Source organism: Rhizorhabdus sp. GW822-FHT03C02 (assembly GCF_058801765.1).
Map to the genome: position 1 here is coordinate 1251193 of NZ_JBXANN010000001.1, position 15977 is coordinate 1267169.

At 65.8% G+C, this 15977-nt stretch carries 11 protein-coding genes and 1 tRNA gene; 5 read left to right on the top strand and 7 right to left on the bottom strand.

Features of this window, described 5'->3' with window-relative positions; translation table 11 throughout:
• Positions 1-12 precede the first annotated feature (12 nt).
• Positions 13-2517, bottom strand: a complete 2505-nt coding sequence (locus AC1RM6_RS05755) for a TonB-dependent receptor (protein WP_493098955.1) — start codon at positions 2515-2517, stop codon at positions 13-15.
• A gap of 264 nt (positions 2518-2781) precedes the next feature.
• Between AC1RM6_RS05755 and AC1RM6_RS05760 the strand changes: the two genes are divergently transcribed.
• Entirely contained in the window at positions 2782-3501 is a 720-nt protein-coding gene (locus AC1RM6_RS05760) for a TetR/AcrR family transcriptional regulator (RefSeq protein ID WP_493098957.1), read from the top strand.
• Positions 3502-3559: 58 nt separating this feature from the next.
• Here the strand turns inward: AC1RM6_RS05760 and AC1RM6_RS05765 are convergent, their stop codons facing one another.
• Positions 3560-5869 (bottom strand): TonB-dependent receptor, encoded by a 2310-nt coding sequence (locus AC1RM6_RS05765; RefSeq protein WP_493098959.1) that lies wholly within the window; start codon positions 5867-5869, stop codon positions 3560-3562.
• A gap of 357 nt (positions 5870-6226) precedes the next feature.
• Here AC1RM6_RS05765 and bktB point away from each other — a divergent pair, with 357 nt between their 5' ends.
• Positions 6227-7417, top strand: a complete 1191-nt coding sequence (gene bktB, locus AC1RM6_RS05770) for a beta-ketothiolase BktB (protein ID WP_493099554.1) — start codon at positions 6227-6229, stop codon at positions 7415-7417.
• A gap of 13 nt (positions 7418-7430) precedes the next feature.
• The gene (locus tag AC1RM6_RS05775; RefSeq protein WP_493098961.1) at positions 7431-8225 is read left to right on the top strand and encodes an SDR family NAD(P)-dependent oxidoreductase; all 795 of its coding nucleotides are present in this window, start codon (positions 7431-7433) and stop codon (positions 8223-8225) included.
• A 38-nt stretch (positions 8226-8263) separates the two neighbouring features.
• Here the strand turns inward: AC1RM6_RS05775 and AC1RM6_RS05780 are convergent.
• Positions 8264-8339: transfer RNA gene (locus AC1RM6_RS05780), tRNA-Glu, on the bottom strand.
• Positions 8340-8455: 116 nt separating this feature from the next.
• On the opposite strand from AC1RM6_RS05780, the gene AC1RM6_RS05785 reads away from it, so the two are divergent.
• A complete protein-coding gene (locus tag AC1RM6_RS05785; RefSeq protein WP_493098963.1) occupies positions 8456-8881 on the top strand; it encodes a GFA family protein in 426 nt (141 codons plus the stop codon).
• Between the two features lie 69 nt (positions 8882-8950).
• Here the strand turns inward: AC1RM6_RS05785 and AC1RM6_RS05790 are convergent, their stop codons facing one another.
• The 4 genes from AC1RM6_RS05790 to AC1RM6_RS05805 form a co-directional block, all read right to left on the bottom strand.
• The gene (locus AC1RM6_RS05790; protein WP_493098965.1) at positions 8951-10681 is read right to left on the bottom strand and encodes a flotillin family protein; all 1731 of its coding nucleotides are present in this window, start codon (positions 10679-10681) and stop codon (positions 8951-8953) included.
• Entirely contained in the window at positions 10678-11295 is a 618-nt protein-coding gene (locus tag AC1RM6_RS05795; protein WP_493098967.1) for a YqiJ family protein, read from the bottom strand. Before AC1RM6_RS05795 ends, AC1RM6_RS05790 begins: the two co-directional genes overlap by 4 nt.
• Before the next feature lie 319 nt (positions 11296-11614).
• Complete coding sequence (locus AC1RM6_RS05800) at positions 11615-12988, bottom strand: class II 3-deoxy-7-phosphoheptulonate synthase (protein WP_493098969.1); 1374 nt, start codon at positions 12986-12988, stop codon at positions 11615-11617.
• Between the two features lie 120 nt (positions 12989-13108).
• Complete coding sequence (locus AC1RM6_RS05805) at positions 13109-14650, bottom strand: class I SAM-dependent methyltransferase (protein WP_493098971.1); 1542 nt, start codon at positions 14648-14650, stop codon at positions 13109-13111.
• A 286-nt stretch (positions 14651-14936) separates the two neighbouring features.
• On the opposite strand from AC1RM6_RS05805, the gene AC1RM6_RS05810 reads away from it, so the two are divergent.
• On the top strand, positions 14937-15977 hold a 1041-nt coding region (locus AC1RM6_RS05810), incomplete at its 3' end, for a hypothetical protein (protein WP_493098973.1).

Sequence of the window (15977 nt, forward strand, 5' to 3'; positions counted from 1 at the left end):
GGAAAGATCGCATCAATATCGGACCGTCAGCTGGAGCTGGACGGTGCGCGGCAGCGCCGCGAAACCGATCTGGTCGGCGGGCACCCCGGCGGCGGTGCCGGTGCCCGACCCCGTGTCGGGACCGTCGACGACGCCGGTCACGTAGAAATGATTGGTGATGTTCTTGCCGAGCAGCGCCAGTTCCCAGCGCTCGTCCTGCGATCCGACGCGCACCGATGCGTCGAGGGTCGCATATTTGGGCTGGCGCGATCGCACCTGGCCGAAGCCCGAGGGGATGTAGGAACTGGTGAAGCGGCTGTCGGCGGCGACACCGACACGCAGCCCCGATCCGAGATTGCTGTCATAGGCGATGCCGAACTGCCCGGTCCATTTGGCCATCATCGACAGCGGCCTGCCGCTCAGATCCTGACGGGTTCCGGTCTCGCCGGCGACGATCGGCCGATAGACGCCGCCGGTGCCCAGGATCAGGTTGCAGCCCTGCGCCGGAGTCTCGCCGGCATAGCAGGGGGCCGTGGGGAAGCGGGTGTAGCGCGCCCGGTTATAATTGACCGATCCGTGCAGGTTGAGCCCGGGCAGCGATCGCGGCGCATATTCCGCCTCGAACTCCACGCCCTTGGTGCGCGCGTCGGCGGTCAGCGTCTGGAAGGCGATGATCGCGCTGTTGAAGAAGTCGATCTGCAGGTCCGAATATTTATAGCTGTAGGCGACCAGGTTGAGGCGGAGCTGGCGGTCGGCGAGGGTCGACTTGATGCCGCCCTCGAAGCCGCGCGCCTTCTCCTTGTCGAAGGTGAGGTCGCCGACCGGATCGGTCGAAAAACCGCTGTTGATGCCGCCGTTCGAGAAGCCGCCCGATTTGTAGGCGGTCTTGTAGCCGCCGAAGATCAGCACATCCTGGGTCGGCTTCCAGGTCAGCGTCGCTTCGGGCGACCAGTCGTTGAAGACCTGTTTGGCGGTGACGACGCCGAGCCCGTCGGGCGAGTTGGCCGGGCGGAAGATCGCGGTGACCGCGGCGTTGCTGTAAGGCTGCGAGAAGATGCTGTCCTTGGTCTCATGCGTGTAGCGCACGCCGCCGGCGGCCTCGACGTCGGGCAAGATCTTCCAGGTGGCCTGGCCGAAGGCCGACAGCGTTTCGCCGTCGGTGCTCGACACCTTGCGGGTCGCGACGAAGCGATCGGCGGGCGACTGGCGCGAATCCGAGACCCCGGCGAAGGCGATGTTCTGGACGAAGCTGCGGCGGGTCTTCTGGTAGAGCCCGCCGAGCATGATGTTGACCGGCGCGTCGAAGCTGGTCAGCGCACGCACCTCCTGCGAAAAGGCGTGCCAGGTCGAATTCTCGGTCGCCCAGGTCGGGAAGTCGCTCGACTGGAAATCGCCCTGCAGAGCGAAGCGGTTGTTGTTCCAGTTGTAATTGGTCAGCGACGACAGGGTGACATTGTCGAGCGCATAGTTGAGCGCATTATTGGCCGCGTAGGATTTATAGCGGTTGTAGAGCGCGCCGTCCTTCTTGGCATAAGGGAAGTTCGCGGCCAGCGACGGTGCGAAGTTGTTCTGGCGGACGGTGAAGCCGCCGCCGCAGCGATCGCCGGGATTCTTGGTGCTGAAGCCGGTGATGCAATTATAGGTGACGTAGTTCCACGAGCTGTTGTTGGTGTGATTATAGTCGCCATATAGCTTGAACGTGTCGGTGATCCGGTCGTCGGGGGTCCATTTCAGTGTCAGCCGGCCGAGCAGCTCCTTCTCGCCGGGCTGGTCGCCGGCGGCGGGCTGGCCGACATTGGATTCGATGCGGCCGGTGGCGATGTCGGTGGTGCGGTAGTTGACCGCCTCCGAGCGGTTCCTGAAATAGCCGCCGAACATCTTCGATCCGCGCACCGCCAGCCGCACGCCCAGCGTGTCGGTGATCGGGCCCGAGGCGACGCCTTCGAGCTGGACCTGCTCGGCGTTGAACTCATAGCCGCTGCGCAGCTTGAATTCGGGGGTCGAGGTCGGATCCGCGGTGGTGATCGAAATGACGCCGGCGGTGGCGTTCTTGCCGTAGAACAGCGCCTGCGGTCCCTTGAGGATCTCGACCCGGCCGAGATCGAAGAAGCCCTCGTTGATCACGCGGCCCTGGCCGTAATAAGCACCGTCGACCACGGTCGCGACCGACTGCTCGATACCGATCGAGGTCGACGAGGAACCGATGCCGCGCAGGGTGAGCTGCGCGCCCGAGCCGTTCGAGGCGCGGCCGACGGTGAGGCTGGGGGTACGCGCGGAAATCTTCTCGATGCTGGTGAGATCCTGGCGTTCGATCTGCGCCTGGGTCAGCGCGGTGACCGCGACGGGAATGTACTGGGCATTTTCGGAACGCTTGCGCGCGGTGACGACGATCTCTTCGAGGCCGCCGGTGGGTTCGGTGGCGGCCGACGCGGCGGCCTCGCCGGTCTGCGCCTGCGCCGGCATCGCCAGCATCGCCGATCCGGCGAGCAGCAGAGCGCGGATCGGTGTTCTCGATGAATCGCCAAAGGCCTTCGGCATGTCGCTATCCCTCCCTCGTCGCTTTCCTCCCGCTGTGATTCCGCGGGTTGGTTGAAGCGCATCATAAACATTATCGCGTTCTTGAATATGAGAACGCTTTAACAAATTCGGTTATAAGGTTGACGCGTCGGGGTCGCCGCTATCGCTTAGGATAGGTCATCATCGAAGGGTTGCGCGCCGGCCGAAGGAAGGCGCACCGCTTTGGGGGTGACGGATGATTGACGCATGTGCGAAGACGGATCGCCGAGGCCATGGGAGCTGCATGTGGATAGCAGAGCGAAAAGAACGGCTTCGCTCGACCTGCCTTCATCCCGCAATGCGGAGGCGGGAAGCTGGGCCGCCAAGCGCGGGCCCTATATCAGCGATCTGATGATCGAACGGCGGCAGCGGATGATCGACGCCGCGCTCGACCTGCTGCTCCAGGGGCGCGCCGACGGCTTCACGATTCGCGAGGTGACCCAGCGCGCCAGGGTGTCGGCGACCGTTCTCTATTCGGTCTATGGCGCTAAGGAAGGGCTGATCGCCGCCGCCATCAAGCATTTCTACCTGCAGCAGCCCGCGTCGCAGCGGCGCGCGGCGCGGGACCTGCCCGGGGTACTGGTCGAGGTCGAGGAGGCGGCGGCGGTCACGCTCGCGCATCCGGCCTATGTACGCTCGCTATGCGATCTCTATTTCTCGCATGCGCCGAGCAACGAGATCTACCAGGTGGTTCGCGACGTCGCGATCGACACGTTCCTGCCCTGGCTCGAGGACGCGATGGCGAAGGGGGAGACCGTGCCCGGCCTGTCGCAGCCGGTGATCTGCTCGATCCTCGCCGGCAATCGCTGGCATGCGATATCGGACTGGGTGCGCGGTCACACCCGCGACGAGGATTTCCCCGACAGCGTCAAGATGACCTTCCTGATCGCGGCCGCCGGGCTGACCACCGGCGAGACCCGCGCCGGGCTCGATGCCGCGCTGCGCGCCTTGATGAATCGGTCATAGCAACGCCGGCCATGCCCTCGGACATGGCCGGCGTGACGCCGTCGCGGTCGTGCGGCGACTATCCACCCATCCGGTAGTTGAAGGTCAGGCCGATCTGGCGCGGTGGGGCGACGGTGACGCGCTCGACATCGAGATTGCCGAGACCGCCCGCCGCCGCGACTTCGGCGCGGGTGACATGGTAGAAATTATAGGCCAGGCCGTTGGTCAGATATTGCTTGTCGAACAGGTTGCGCGCCCACAACCTTACGTCCCAGCGGCCGCTGGCGGGGGTGAACGCGATCGATGCGCCGGCGACGTTCTTGCGTTCGGTGAGCGGCACCGCCTTCTGCCCGCCCGCGGTCGGGGTCAGCTGATATTTGCTGGCGAACTTGGTGTCGAAGTGGAAGGCGAGCGCGGCTCCCGACGCCATCTTCTGCTCATAGTCGACCAGTGCGGTGAAGTCGTGCTTCGGGGTGAAGGGCGACTGATTGCCGCTGCAGTCGGTGCCGGTCGCGGTACAGCCGAGGAAGCTTTTGTAGAAGGCGTCGGTATAGGCATAGTTGACGCCGAACGAGAGGCCGGGTGCGGGACGCAGCACCGATTCCAGCTCGACGCCCTGCGCGCGCAGCTTGCCGGCGTTCGAGTCCACCAGCGTGCCCTGGATCTGCGAACGGACCTGAAGATTGCTGGTATCGGCGCGGAAGGCGGCGATGTTGAGCGTCAGCAGCCGGTCGAAGAAGTCTGACTTGGTGCCGATCTCGTAGCTCCAGGTCGTCTGCGCCTTGAGCGGAGTCTGGGCGGCCGCCGGGGTGCGGACGTTGAACGACCAGCCGCCGCCCTGGAAACCGCGCGAAGCCGAGGCGTAGAACAACATGCCGCGAACCGGCTTATATTCGGCGATGAAGCGCGGCGTGAACGCCTTCCATTCGCCATTGCCGGTGGTGCCGGGCAGATCCTGATAATAGGCCCCGCCCTGGAAGGGCGAACTGCCGATATGCTGGGTGTAGCCGGTCTTGCGTTCGTAGCTGTAGCGCAGGCCCGCGGTCAGCGAGAACCGATCGGTCAGCTTATATTTGCCTTCGACGAACGGGCCGACGCTGCGATTCTCGATCTGGCCCTCGAACACCTGGCCCGGCGTATAGACGCCGGCGTTGAGCACCGAGAAGAACAGGTTGGGATCGGTGCCGTTGAAGCCGAAACCGATCGCGTGGTTGAGATTCTCATAGCCGAAATAGAGGCCGGAGACGAGGTCGAAGCGGCCGCCGAAATCGGAGGTGAAGCGCAGCTCCTCGCTGATCTGCCATTCGTCATTGGTGTTGAACGACGGCACGCTCATCGGGTTCGGGCCGCCATCGGCATCCTCGTAGAGGGTCGCCTTGAGCGAGCGATATCCGGTGATCGACGAGATCTTGCCGAAGTCGAGGTCGTAACTGGCGTTGACGATACCGGTGACGATCCGGCGATAGGTCGACCCGTCGTCGTCGAGCATCGTCTTGTGGAGATCGCCACCGGTCTGCCGTGCGACCGATGCCGCCAGCGCGCCGTCACCGATGATCTTCGGTCCGTCGCCATAGCCGGTGCGGCGCAGATAGGATCCGCTCGCGACGATGTCCCAGCGGTCGGTCGGCTGCCAGCGCAGCGATCCGCGCAGCGCGGCGACCTTGTTGTCGGCCAGATAATGGTCGGTGACCAGATTATGCTGATAACCGCCGACCCGCTTGACGCTGAACGCGAAGCGGCCGGCGAGGGTCTCGCCCAGCGGCAGGTTGACATAGCCGTCGGTCTCGAACCCGCCGCGACCGCCGTCGTTGAGCAGCCCGGTGACGGTCAGCCGTGCCGCGGTCTCGCCCATCTTGGGAATATTGTTGACGATCTGCAGCGCGCCGCCGACCGCGTTGCGGCCGAACGTCGTCCCTTGCGGCCCGCGCAGCACCGACACCTGCGAGACGTCGAACAGATTGGCGTCGAACGCGGCGAGCGTGCCGTAGTAGAGGTCGTCGATATAGACGCCGACCGGGTTTTCGAGGCCGGGGGAGTCGTTGATCGTGCCCTGGCCGCGGATCTGGACGGTGATCACCGAGGTGCCTTTGACCGGCACGAAGGTCGGTCCCGGCGCGATCTTCACGATCTCGGCGAAGCTGTCGATCTTGCGGGCGGCGATCGCCTTCTCGTCGAGCGCGCTGACCGCGATCGGCACGTCCTGCAGGCGTTCGGCGCGGCGGGTGGCGGTGACGACGATATCGCCATCGAGAGCCGCCTGCGGCGGCGTCGCGCCTGCGGTGGCAGCGTCGTTCGCAGCCTTTGCCAGCGCGGACTGCGACAGCGCCGCCAGCGATACGCCGATCCATAGTGCCGCCAACCGTCCGGCCGCGCGAGTCCCCAGAGCCATTGCCATCTCCCTTTGCCGATGATCTGACGGTCCCGGACGATCGGTGCTCGGCCGCGACACGAGATCGGCGTGCTCGCCACGAACCCGCCTGTTTATTGATCGCCGGTCGGGACGGCGGCCAGGCGATGGCGCGCGGTCCCGATCCGGATCGATGGGATGGGATTAGCCCGCAGCCCGGCGAGGGGCTGCTAGCATTATCGACAGGGGCGACATGGGCGGAGCGGGGCCTCGTCCGATAGCCATAATGTCAGGTGACAGGGTGGGGCTCGCTCCTGAAGGGAGCGCTGCGATTCCGGCCGGCGATGCTCCGCGAGGACGGCAGCGTGTTACCCCCGGAAGATCAGGAGATGTGACGTGATCCAGGAAGTTGTCATCCTGTCGGCAGTGCGGACCGCGATCGGTTCGTTCGGCGGCGCGTTGAAGGATGTCCCACCGGCCGAATTGGGCAGCATCGTCATCCGTGATGCGATCGCGCGTGCGGGGCTCGTCCCCGACGATGTCGAGCATGTGGTGATGGGGCAGGTGATTCCGACAATCCCGCAGGATGCCTATCTCGCGCGTGTTGCGGCGCTCGATGCCGGCGTCCCTGCATCCGCCCCGGCATTGACCGTGAACCGGCTATGCGGATCGAGCGTGCAGGCGATTGTCTCGGCGGCGCAGATGCTCGCGCTGGGCGAGGCGGATATCGCGGTGGCAGGCGGGGCGGAGAATATGTCGCGCTCGCCGCATCATGTCGCCGCCGCCCGTTTCGGCCAGAAGATGGGGCCGATCGAAATGATCGACGCGCTGACGACGACCTTGTCCGATCCGCGCGAAGGCTATCATATGGGCATCACCGCCGAGAATGTCGCCGAACGCCACGGTATCGGCCGCACCGACCAGGATGCCGTCGCGGCCGAGAGCCAGCGCCGCGCGGCCGCCGCGATCGCGGATGGCCGCTTCATCGATCAGATCGTCGCGGTGCCGGTGAAGACGCGCAAGGGCGTGGTGTCGTTCGACATCGACGAAAATGTCCGCGGTGACACCAGCGTCGACACGCTGGCGGCGCTGCGGCCGGTGTTCAGGAAGGACGGTACGGTCACCGCGGGCAATGCCTCGACGATCAACGACGGCGCCGCCGCACTCGTGCTCGCGACCGCGCAGGCCGCCGCCGATCGCGGGCTGCAGCCGCGGGCGCGGATCCTCGGCTGGGGCCATGCCGGGGTCGATCCGGCGGTGATGGGCCTGGGCCCGATCGGTGCGGTGCCGATCGCGCTACGGCGCGCCGGGCTCGACCTCGCGCAGATCGACATCATCGAATCGAACGAGGCGTTCGCGGCGCAGGCCTGCGCGGTGGCCCGCGAACTCGGTTTCGATCCCGCGCGGACGAACGTCAACGGTTCTGGCATATCGCTGGGCCATCCGGTTGGCGCAACCGGCGCGATTCTTGTCACCAAGCTGCTTTACGAGCTCGATCGGGTACAGAGGCGCTACGGGCTCGTCACGATGTGCATCGGCGGAGGGCAGGGGATCGCGCTGGTGGTCGAGCGTCTCGGACGGGAGGGGTGACCATGGGCACGATATGCGAGCGATCGGTCGGATGAGCATGGGCTTCTCCTTCGACCTGACGGGACGCACCGCGCTCGTCACCGGCGCATCCTCCGGGATCGGCCGCCGCTTCGCCCTGCTGCTCGCCGCCTCGGGCGCGGCCGTCGTCGTCACCGCCCGGCGTGAGGCATTGCTCGGCGCGTTGTGCCGCGAGATCGAAGATGCCGGCGGTCGGGCGCTGCCGGTTGCGATGGACGTCGCCGACGAGACATCGACGATCGCCGCCTATGACGCCGCCGAGGTGGCATTCGGTCCGGTCGACACGGTCGTCGCCAACGCCGGCGTGAGCCCGGCCGGCAGCGCGCTCGGCCTCGCGATCGAGGATTTCGACGCCACCATGGCGGTCAACCTGCGCGGTGCCTTCCTGACCGCACGCGAGGGCGCGCGGCGCATGATCGCGGGCGGCAGTGTCGAGACCGGACGCGGCCGGATCGTGCTGATCGGTTCGATCACCGGCCAGCATGGCTTCCCGGGGATCGTCGCTTATGGCGCCTCGAAGGCGGCGGTGGCGCAAATGGGCAAGTTGCTGGCCAAGGACTGGGCGACCAAGGGAATCAACGTCAACACCATCGCCCCCGGCTATATGGCGACCGACATGACCAGCGCATTGTGGGAGATCGAGAAGGGGCGCAAGCTCGTCGAGGGCTTTCCCAGGCAGCGGCTGATGGACATCGGAGCGCTCGACCCGATGTTGCTCTATCTCTGTTCGGATGCCAGCGCGCCGGTGACGGGCGGAGTCTTCACGATCGACGACGGGCAGACGCTCTGACCGATCGTGGCATCGAAGCGCGCGACGGACCAGTGCACTGGTGACCCCTACGGGACTCGAACCCGTGTTTTCGCCGTGAGAGGGCGACGTCCTAGACCGCTAGACGAAGGGGCCGTATGCAGCGGAGCGGCGTCCTTATGGGGCGGGGCGGGGTGAGTCAAGCGCCGTGCGTTGATCGACGGCATCAATGACGTTACGTATGCGTAATAAAATTGGAAGGGGGCGGCGTCGTGACCGATGAGCTTCATCACGGGCGCTGCCTGTGCGGCGATATACGCTTCGTCGCGCAAGGCGCGCCGACGCTGACCGCCTGGTGCCATTGTTCGAGCTGTCGGCGCCACAGCGGCGCCCCGGCGGCGGCTTTCGCCGATTATCGGCGCGCGCAGCTGCGCTTTCTGGGGGCGCAGCCGGTCCGCTTTCAGAGTTCGCCCGGGGTGTGGCGCGGCTTTTGCGGGCGCTGTGGATCGACACTGAGTTTCGAAAGCGACGAGGTCGCCGACGAGATCAGTCTGCACGTCGGCGCCTTCGATCATCCCGAACGCTTCGCGCCGGTCGCGGTCAGCCATGCCGGCGAACGTTTGCCCTGGATCCCGCGGAGTTTGGTCGTGCCGGTCGAAATCCAGGGCGGCGATTCTGCTTATGATCCAGGGCTATGACTGGAATAGCTCATACATCGCGGCAAAGGGCGGGTCGGGGCTGAAAACCGGCGGCAGCGCGGCCCGCCGCTATTCTGCCGGTCCCTCGACCTTGCGGCTCACGGCCTTGACCGGGGCGATCTCGGCGGGGGCGCTCGTCGTGGCGCCGGCGACCATCGCGTCGAGGGTCGAGCCGTCGAAGCCGAGCTCCTTCATCAGCCCGTCGATCACCGGCGCCTGCGCGCGGTAGCGCAGCGCCGCGGCGACCGCCGACTGGGCGAGATTCTGCTCGCCGCCGGTGGTGGCTTCGCCGGTAGACCCGCTGCCCGATCCCGCGCCGGTCAGCCCGTCGACCTGGACGATCCGGATCGAATCGATCGCCTCCATCGGCTTGGCGGCCTCGCGGATCAGTTCGGGCAGGACCTTCAGGATCGCGAGCTTGGCCTGGAGCGAAACCTGGTCCGACGACAGGAGATTGGCGGCCTCGTTGACCGCGCGCTGGCCGGCGGCCTCGACCTCGAAGCGCACGCGGGCCGCGTCGGCTCGCAGCTTGTCGGCCTCGGCCTCGCCCTTGGCGGCGGCGCGGATCGCCTCGGCGCGGTCGGTCGCGGCCTGTTTCTCGGCCTCGGCCTGGACCTTGATGCCGATCGCGGCGCGCTCGGCCTCCTTCGACGCCTCGATCAGCTCGATCCGCTTGGTGCGGTCGGCGATCTCGGTCTGGCGCGCGGTGGTGACCTGTTCCTCGGCGGCGACCGCCGCGGCGCGCGCCTTGTCGGCCTCGGCCTTGGCCTGGCTTTCCTCGCGACTCTTGTTCTGGACCGCGATCTGCTGCTCCTGCCGGGCGATCTCGAGCGATTGCGCCTGGGCGATCTTGGCCTGCTGGACCGCGCGGTCGGCCTCGATCTGGGCGGCGTCGGTGAGCTGCTTGGCCGAGATCCGCGCGGCGTCGGCCTCGCGCTGGCGCTCGGACTGCTGGCGGGCAACCTCGGACGACTGCTCGGCGCGGCGCATCTCGATCTCGCGTTCCTGTTCGAGGCGGGCGAATTCGCTGTCGCGGCCGATCAGGAAGGACTGGCGCTGCGCTTCGAGATTCTTGGTCTCGATCTGGACGCGGGTGTCCTGCTCGATGTCGTTGCGCGCCTTCTTGCGCAGTTCGATCTGCTCGGTGAGCTTGGTCAGGCCCTCGGCGTCGAAGGCGTTGTTGGCGTTGAAATGCTCGATCGAGGTCTGGTCGAGCCCGGTCAACGACACCGATTCGAGCTCGAGCCCGTTCATCGCCAGATCGGCCGACGATACCTGCTGCACCTTCTGGACGAAGTCCGAACGCTGTTCGTGGAGCTGGTTCATCGTCATGCCGGCGGCGACCGATCGCAGCGCATCGACGAACTTGCCTTCGACCAGTTCCTTGAGCTTTTCCGAATCCATCGTGCGCATGCCCAGCGTCTGCGCGGCCATCGCGATCGCCTCGGTATCGGGGCGGACGCGGACGTAGAATTCGGCCTTCACGTCGATCCGCAGCCGGTCGAGGGTGATCAGCGCGTCCGAATTCTTGCGCTCGACCGCGAGCCGCACCGTGTTCATGTTGACCGGCATCGTCTCGTGGAACACCGGCAGCACCAGCGCGCCGCCGTTCATCACCACCTTCTCGCCGCCGAAGCCGGTGCGCACGAAGGCGATCTCCTTCGAGGCGCGGTGGTAGAGGCGCGCGAGGATCAGCCCCAGGATCAGCAGCGCGATCACCGCGGCGGCGGGGGCGAGCACATAGGTGCTGGTCAGCGTCGTCATCAGGCCGCCGTTGGTGACGGCAGGAAGATTGCTCATCGTTTGATCCTGTTGTTGAAGTTCGGGCGATCGGTCGCGACCGCACGGAAAATATGGTGTTCGCGGGCGACGAGCCGGATCTCGTCGCCTTCGGCGAAGCTGGCGTCGGCGGTGTCGGGCTCGGCCATCACATAATGGACCTGGCCATGGCGGTCGCGGACGCGGGCCTTGGCCGGCGACCCCTGCGTCGCGCGGCCGACGACGATCTGTGCCGGCAGGCCAACCAGCTGGTCGATGTTGATCGCCGTCGTCTCGTCGGTCGGCAGGATGCGGGCCAGCAGCCGCGATAGCCCGCTGGTCGCCGGGATCGCCGCGAGCCCCGCGGCGGGCAGGGCGATCATCGGCGGCAGGAGATGACCGAGATGATTGAGCGCGAATTGCTGGCCGACCAGCCCGACGATGCCGAAGCTCGCCAGGAACACGACCAGCAGCATCAGCAGGGGCAGCGTGCCGATGCCGAGCCAGCCGAGCCAGTCGGCATGGCCATCCAGGTCGAAATCATGACCGAGCGCACTGGATCCCAACCCCACCGCCTCGACGATGCCGATCAGGAACATGATCGCCAGCGCGACCACGAACGCCAGATTTTCGCCAGCCCCCAGAAATTCGAGCACCGAATCCTCCCCGCCCGTCAAAGTAGCGACGGGTCGGGAAAGAACAACCGCGGGTCGCACCGATATGGACCGACGCCCGTTTGGCAATGCGCCTTCGGCGCATGCGGCACCAGCCCGCTCCCCCGCCCGACCTCCCATTCAGGATATTCTGTGGGAGGTCGGGCGGGGGAGTGTCGCCTTCTTCGGGTGCGATATGCCCCCGGCATATCGCAGGCCATGCTGGGAGCATGGCCGACCCGATGAACTCTGACACTGGCTGGTGCCGCTACGAAAATGCGCTCTTCCGCGCATTTTTCAAACAGGCCTTTAGGCCCATCGGTCAGGCGGCGGCCCGGTCGCGCTCCTTCATCTCCTGGTTGAGCATTTCGGCCAGGAGGAAGGCCAGTTCGAGGCTCTGGCCGGCGTTGAGCCGCGGGTCGCAATGGGTGTGGTAGCGATCGGCGAGATTCTCGTCGGTCACCGCCATCGCGCCACCGGTACATTCGGTGACGTTCTGGCCGGTCATCTCGGCATGGATGCCGCCGCCATGGGTGCCCTCGGCGCGGTGGACCGCGAAGAAGCCGCGCACTTCGGCGAGGATGCGGTCGAACGGCCGGGTCTTGTAGCCGTTGGCGGCCTTGACGACATTGCCGTGCATCGGATCGCACGACCACACCACCGGGCGGCCCTCGCGCTTCACCGCGCGGACCAGCGTCGGCAGATGCTTCTCGATCTTGTCATGGCCATAGCGGGTGATCAGCGTGATCCGCCCCGGGGTCCGCGACGGATCGAGCGTGTCGAGCAGCCGCAGCAGCACGTCGGGGTCGAGGCTCGGGCCGCATTTCAGGCCGATCGGATTGCCGACGCCGCGCAGATATTCGACATGCGCCGATCCCTCGAAACGGGTGCGGTCGCCGATCCACAGCATATGCGCCGAGGTGTCGTACCAGCCGCCGGTCAGGCTGTCCTGGCGGGTGAAGGCCTGCTCGTACGGCAGCAGCAGCGCCTCATGGCTGGTGTAGAAGCTGGTGCCCTTGAGCTGGGGCACGGTTTCGGGCCGGATGCCGCACGCCGCCATGAAATCGAGCGCGTCGCCGATCCGGGTCGCGACCTCCTGATATTGCGCGGCCCACGGGCTGCGGCCCATGAAGTCGAGCGTCCAGGCATGGACCTGATGGAGATTGGCATAGCCGCCCAGCGCGAAGGCGCGCAGCAGGTTGAGGGTCGCCGCCGACTGGCTGTAGGCGCGGACCATCCGCTGCGGATCGGGCTGGCGGCCTTCGGGGGTGAAGGCGATGTCGTTGACGATGTCGCCGCGATAGCTCGGCAGTTCGACCCCGTTCAACTCCTCGGTCGCCGCCGAGCGCGGCTTGGCGAACTGGCCGGCCATGCGGCCGACCTTGATGATCGGCATCTTCGACGCATAGGTCAGCACCACCGCCATCTGCAGCAGCACCCGGAAGGTGTCGCGAATGCTGTTGGGGCGGAATTCGGCGAAGGATTCGGCGCAGTCGCCGCCCTGGAGCAGGAAGGCCTTGCCGGCCGCCACCTGGGCGAGCTCCTCGGTCAGCGCGCGCGCCTCGCCCGCGAACACCAGCGGCGGATAGTTCGCCAGCTCGCCTTCGACGGCGGCCAGGGCCTGCGCATCGGGATAGACGGGCATCTGCACCGCCTCGTGGGTCCGCCAGCTTTCGGGCGTCCAGTTCGTCGCCATGATCCTCACTTGTCCTTTCGAGCGGGCGTCCATGCGCGCCGCATGCCCGAAAGGCAAGCGAGAGGGGCTTGGCGCACGCCAAGCTGCGGTTGGGGCGCGGGGTCCCGAGTGTGCGATCCGCTATCGGCGAATCCCGCCAAGCGCCTGCCATGAGGGCAGTTTGGTCTGTAGAACCACGGTCACGAGGTCTCGTGCATGGTCGATTTCATCCCGCGGCGGATCGGGTGAATGCGTGGTCGCAAGTTGCCGTCCCGAGCGGGCAAGCGTGGCGACGAGCGTCCGCGCAAGCGTTTCGACATCGGTCTCGGGCGATCGCAGATGCGCGTCGAGGATCAGCATCTCGATCTCCGCCACCGGCATGACCCAGCCGAGCGCGGGCATGACGAGGTCGGAATAGGGCGCGCCGGCGGCGACGGCGGACAGGATCGCGCGATTGATCCGCTGCGCCGGCTCGAATGCCGGATCATCGGTGCGCTCGACCGCGATGCGACCGGCATGGAGCAGCAGCAATATCATCGGGGCAATCATGTCGCCCGGCTGTGCGGCCAGCGCCGGCAGGGCCATCAGATCGCCGATCGTTCGACTTCGTTGGCCGAGCGCCTCGATCAGCGGCATCACGATCGCCGGCAGCAGCGCGATCGCTCCGAAGGAGGTCGTCACTGCCTGGTCGCTACCGTGCGGATCGAGCAGGCGGAGGCGCAGATCATGCGCGCTTCGCCCGCCGTCGCCTGCGATGCAGCGGCGCGGTCCGCGGCAGAATATATCCCGGCGGAACGACTGGTTGATCGCGCAATCGATCAGTTCCTGGCGCATCGCCGGATCGCCTGCCCGCACCACCTGGTCGCGCAGCCCTTCGGGCAGGATGCGTGGAAGCAGGTTGTCGGCGAGCGTGGCGCTGCCGATGTGCGAGAGCTTGGCTTCGGCCAGTTCGTCGCTGACGGTCGAAAACCATAGCGGGTTCCATTGCGCATGGAGATATTCCTGGATGAGGTACGGCACCGCCTGCCGCTTGCTCGTCTCGATCCGCCCGGCGAGGGTCGGCAGCACCTTGCCGAGCATCGCGCCATTTTGCTCGAGCGCCTCGAACAGGGCGATCCCTTCCTTCAGCGCGTCCGGACCTTGCTTGTTGCCGGTGCGCACGAGCCGGCCGAGCATGTGCTGGAAGGGAATGGTGCTGATCCAGCCGGGCATGCTGTTGTAGGAAATATAGACGAGCGCACCCGGCCGAGTCGCGGCATCGAGACAGCGGACCAGCGCCTGCCGCACCGCGGCAGACACCCACGCGACGATGCCATGCAGTGCAACATAATCGAACCGGTTCAGCTCCGCGGGCCATTGCGCTCCGAGATCGGCGAAATCCGCCTCGATGAACCTTATATTGTCGAGTTTCGCAGTGCGCGCGAAGTCGCTGCCATGCGCGATATGTTCCGGATTGAAATCGATCCCGATAAATTCGGCTTCGGGATAGGTCGCTGCAAGAAGACATAATCCGAGACCTTGTCCGCAGCCAAGTTCGAGATAGCGAAAATTCTTATCGGCACGCGAAGGTGGCGAATATCCCGTCAGCAGGGCCGCCGCATCGAGCCAATCGGGTGAAAGTTCGCGAAAGGCGTTATAGGTATAGCCTTGCGATACATTATAGCCATGCGACCAGTGGTTCATCATTCCTGATTAGCCCGTCGCCGGCCCGTCGGCAATGGTGCCCCACATCAACAAAATCGTCATGATCCGGCAATTGTTGCAGGTAACAAGATAACCAGCTAAGAATTTGTTTCCATTAAGTTTACGGGTCCGAAATGATACCGTAAATATACTGTGTATTCCGGTTGATCGTCTTGTGGGTCCGGAAACGATTGCGCTTTGACCGTCGAACATCTTGGGGGATGAGCGGCGTGACGAACCGGAAGCGTCGGATCTGATGGCGTGAAGCCGTCTCGGGGGCGGGGTCATGGCGGTCGATTATTATCTTGCGGTTGCGAATATCGCCGGGGGGACGTCTGCGGCGACGCATTATGGGCTGAAGGTGACCGATTTCAGCTTCGCCAACGAGGGCGGGGTCGCGGGGCGGCCGGGGATCGGCGGGCTGACGGTGACGCTCGACAGCGAACTGGCGCTGACCGATTTCCTGGCGGCGATGAACAAGGGTGCGCCGCTGAGCGGGGCGACGCTGTACGGCCAGACGACCGGGAGCAAGGGCGCGCCGTTCGATTCCTACCAGCTCAACCTGAGCAGCCTCTATGTGAGCGGCATCGTCGACAATGACGGTGCGGGCTACACGGTGACGCTGACGCCGAGCGCGTTCGAAGTGGCGACGCGGGCATCGAGCGGTGCGGCGTGGAGCGAATATGGCTGGAACATCGCGGCCAGCAAGGCGGTCAACCTGACGCCGGTGGAGGGCAAGGCCGGCAGTGCGACCCAGGACGATGTGGTCAACTATTATGTCAAATTCTCGGGGCTCACCGGCGATGTCGACGGCGCGGCCTATAAGGGGGCGTTCCTGCTCGATGGTTTCGACATCAGCGCCGCGAGTCTGGCGACGATCGGGTCCGGTGGCGGTGCCGGTGCCGGAAGGACCAACTTTTCCTCGCTGCTGCTGACCCTCGATGGCGGCGAGACGCGGCTGGCCGACCTGCTGGGTTCGCTGACGACCGCCACCAGTTTCGACACGGTCGACATCTATGGCGACAACCAGAAGGGCGTGTCGGTCTATCATATGCAGCTCGGCGGCGCGACGACGACCTCGCTCGCCGACAGCGCGGGCAGCGGCGAGATCGCGGTCGGGCTGAACTTCACGGCGTTCAGCCTTTCGACCATCGACTCCACCTCCACCACCCACAGCGCCACCCCCACCAGTTTCGGCAATGTCACGGAAACGGTGGCGGCACCGGTCGCCGTGCCGCAGGCCGGCACCGATTATTATCTTGCGGTTGCGAATATCGCCGGGGGGACGTCTGCGGCGACGCATTATGGGCTGAAGGTGACCGATTTA

Coding starts and splice junctions, on each gene's coding strand:
- AC1RM6_RS05755 (WP_493098955.1), bottom strand. CDS start 2,517: ATGCCGAAGGCCTTTGGCGATTCATCGAGAACACCGATCCGCGCTCTG.
- AC1RM6_RS05765 (WP_493098959.1), bottom strand. CDS start 5,869: ATGGCTCTGGGGACTCGCGCGGCCGGACGGTTGGCGGCACTATGGATC.
- AC1RM6_RS05775 (WP_493098961.1), top strand. CDS start 7,431: ATGCGAGCGATCGGTCGGATGAGCATGGGCTTCTCCTTCGACCTGACG.
- AC1RM6_RS05790 (WP_493098965.1), bottom strand. CDS start 10,681: ATGAGCAATCTTCCTGCCGTCACCAACGGCGGCCTGATGACGACGCTG.
- AC1RM6_RS05800 (WP_493098969.1), bottom strand. CDS start 12,988: ATGGCGACGAACTGGACGCCCGAAAGCTGGCGGACCCACGAGGCGGTG.
- AC1RM6_RS05805 (WP_493098971.1), bottom strand. CDS start 14,650: ATGAACCACTGGTCGCATGGCTATAATGTATCGCAAGGCTATACCTAT.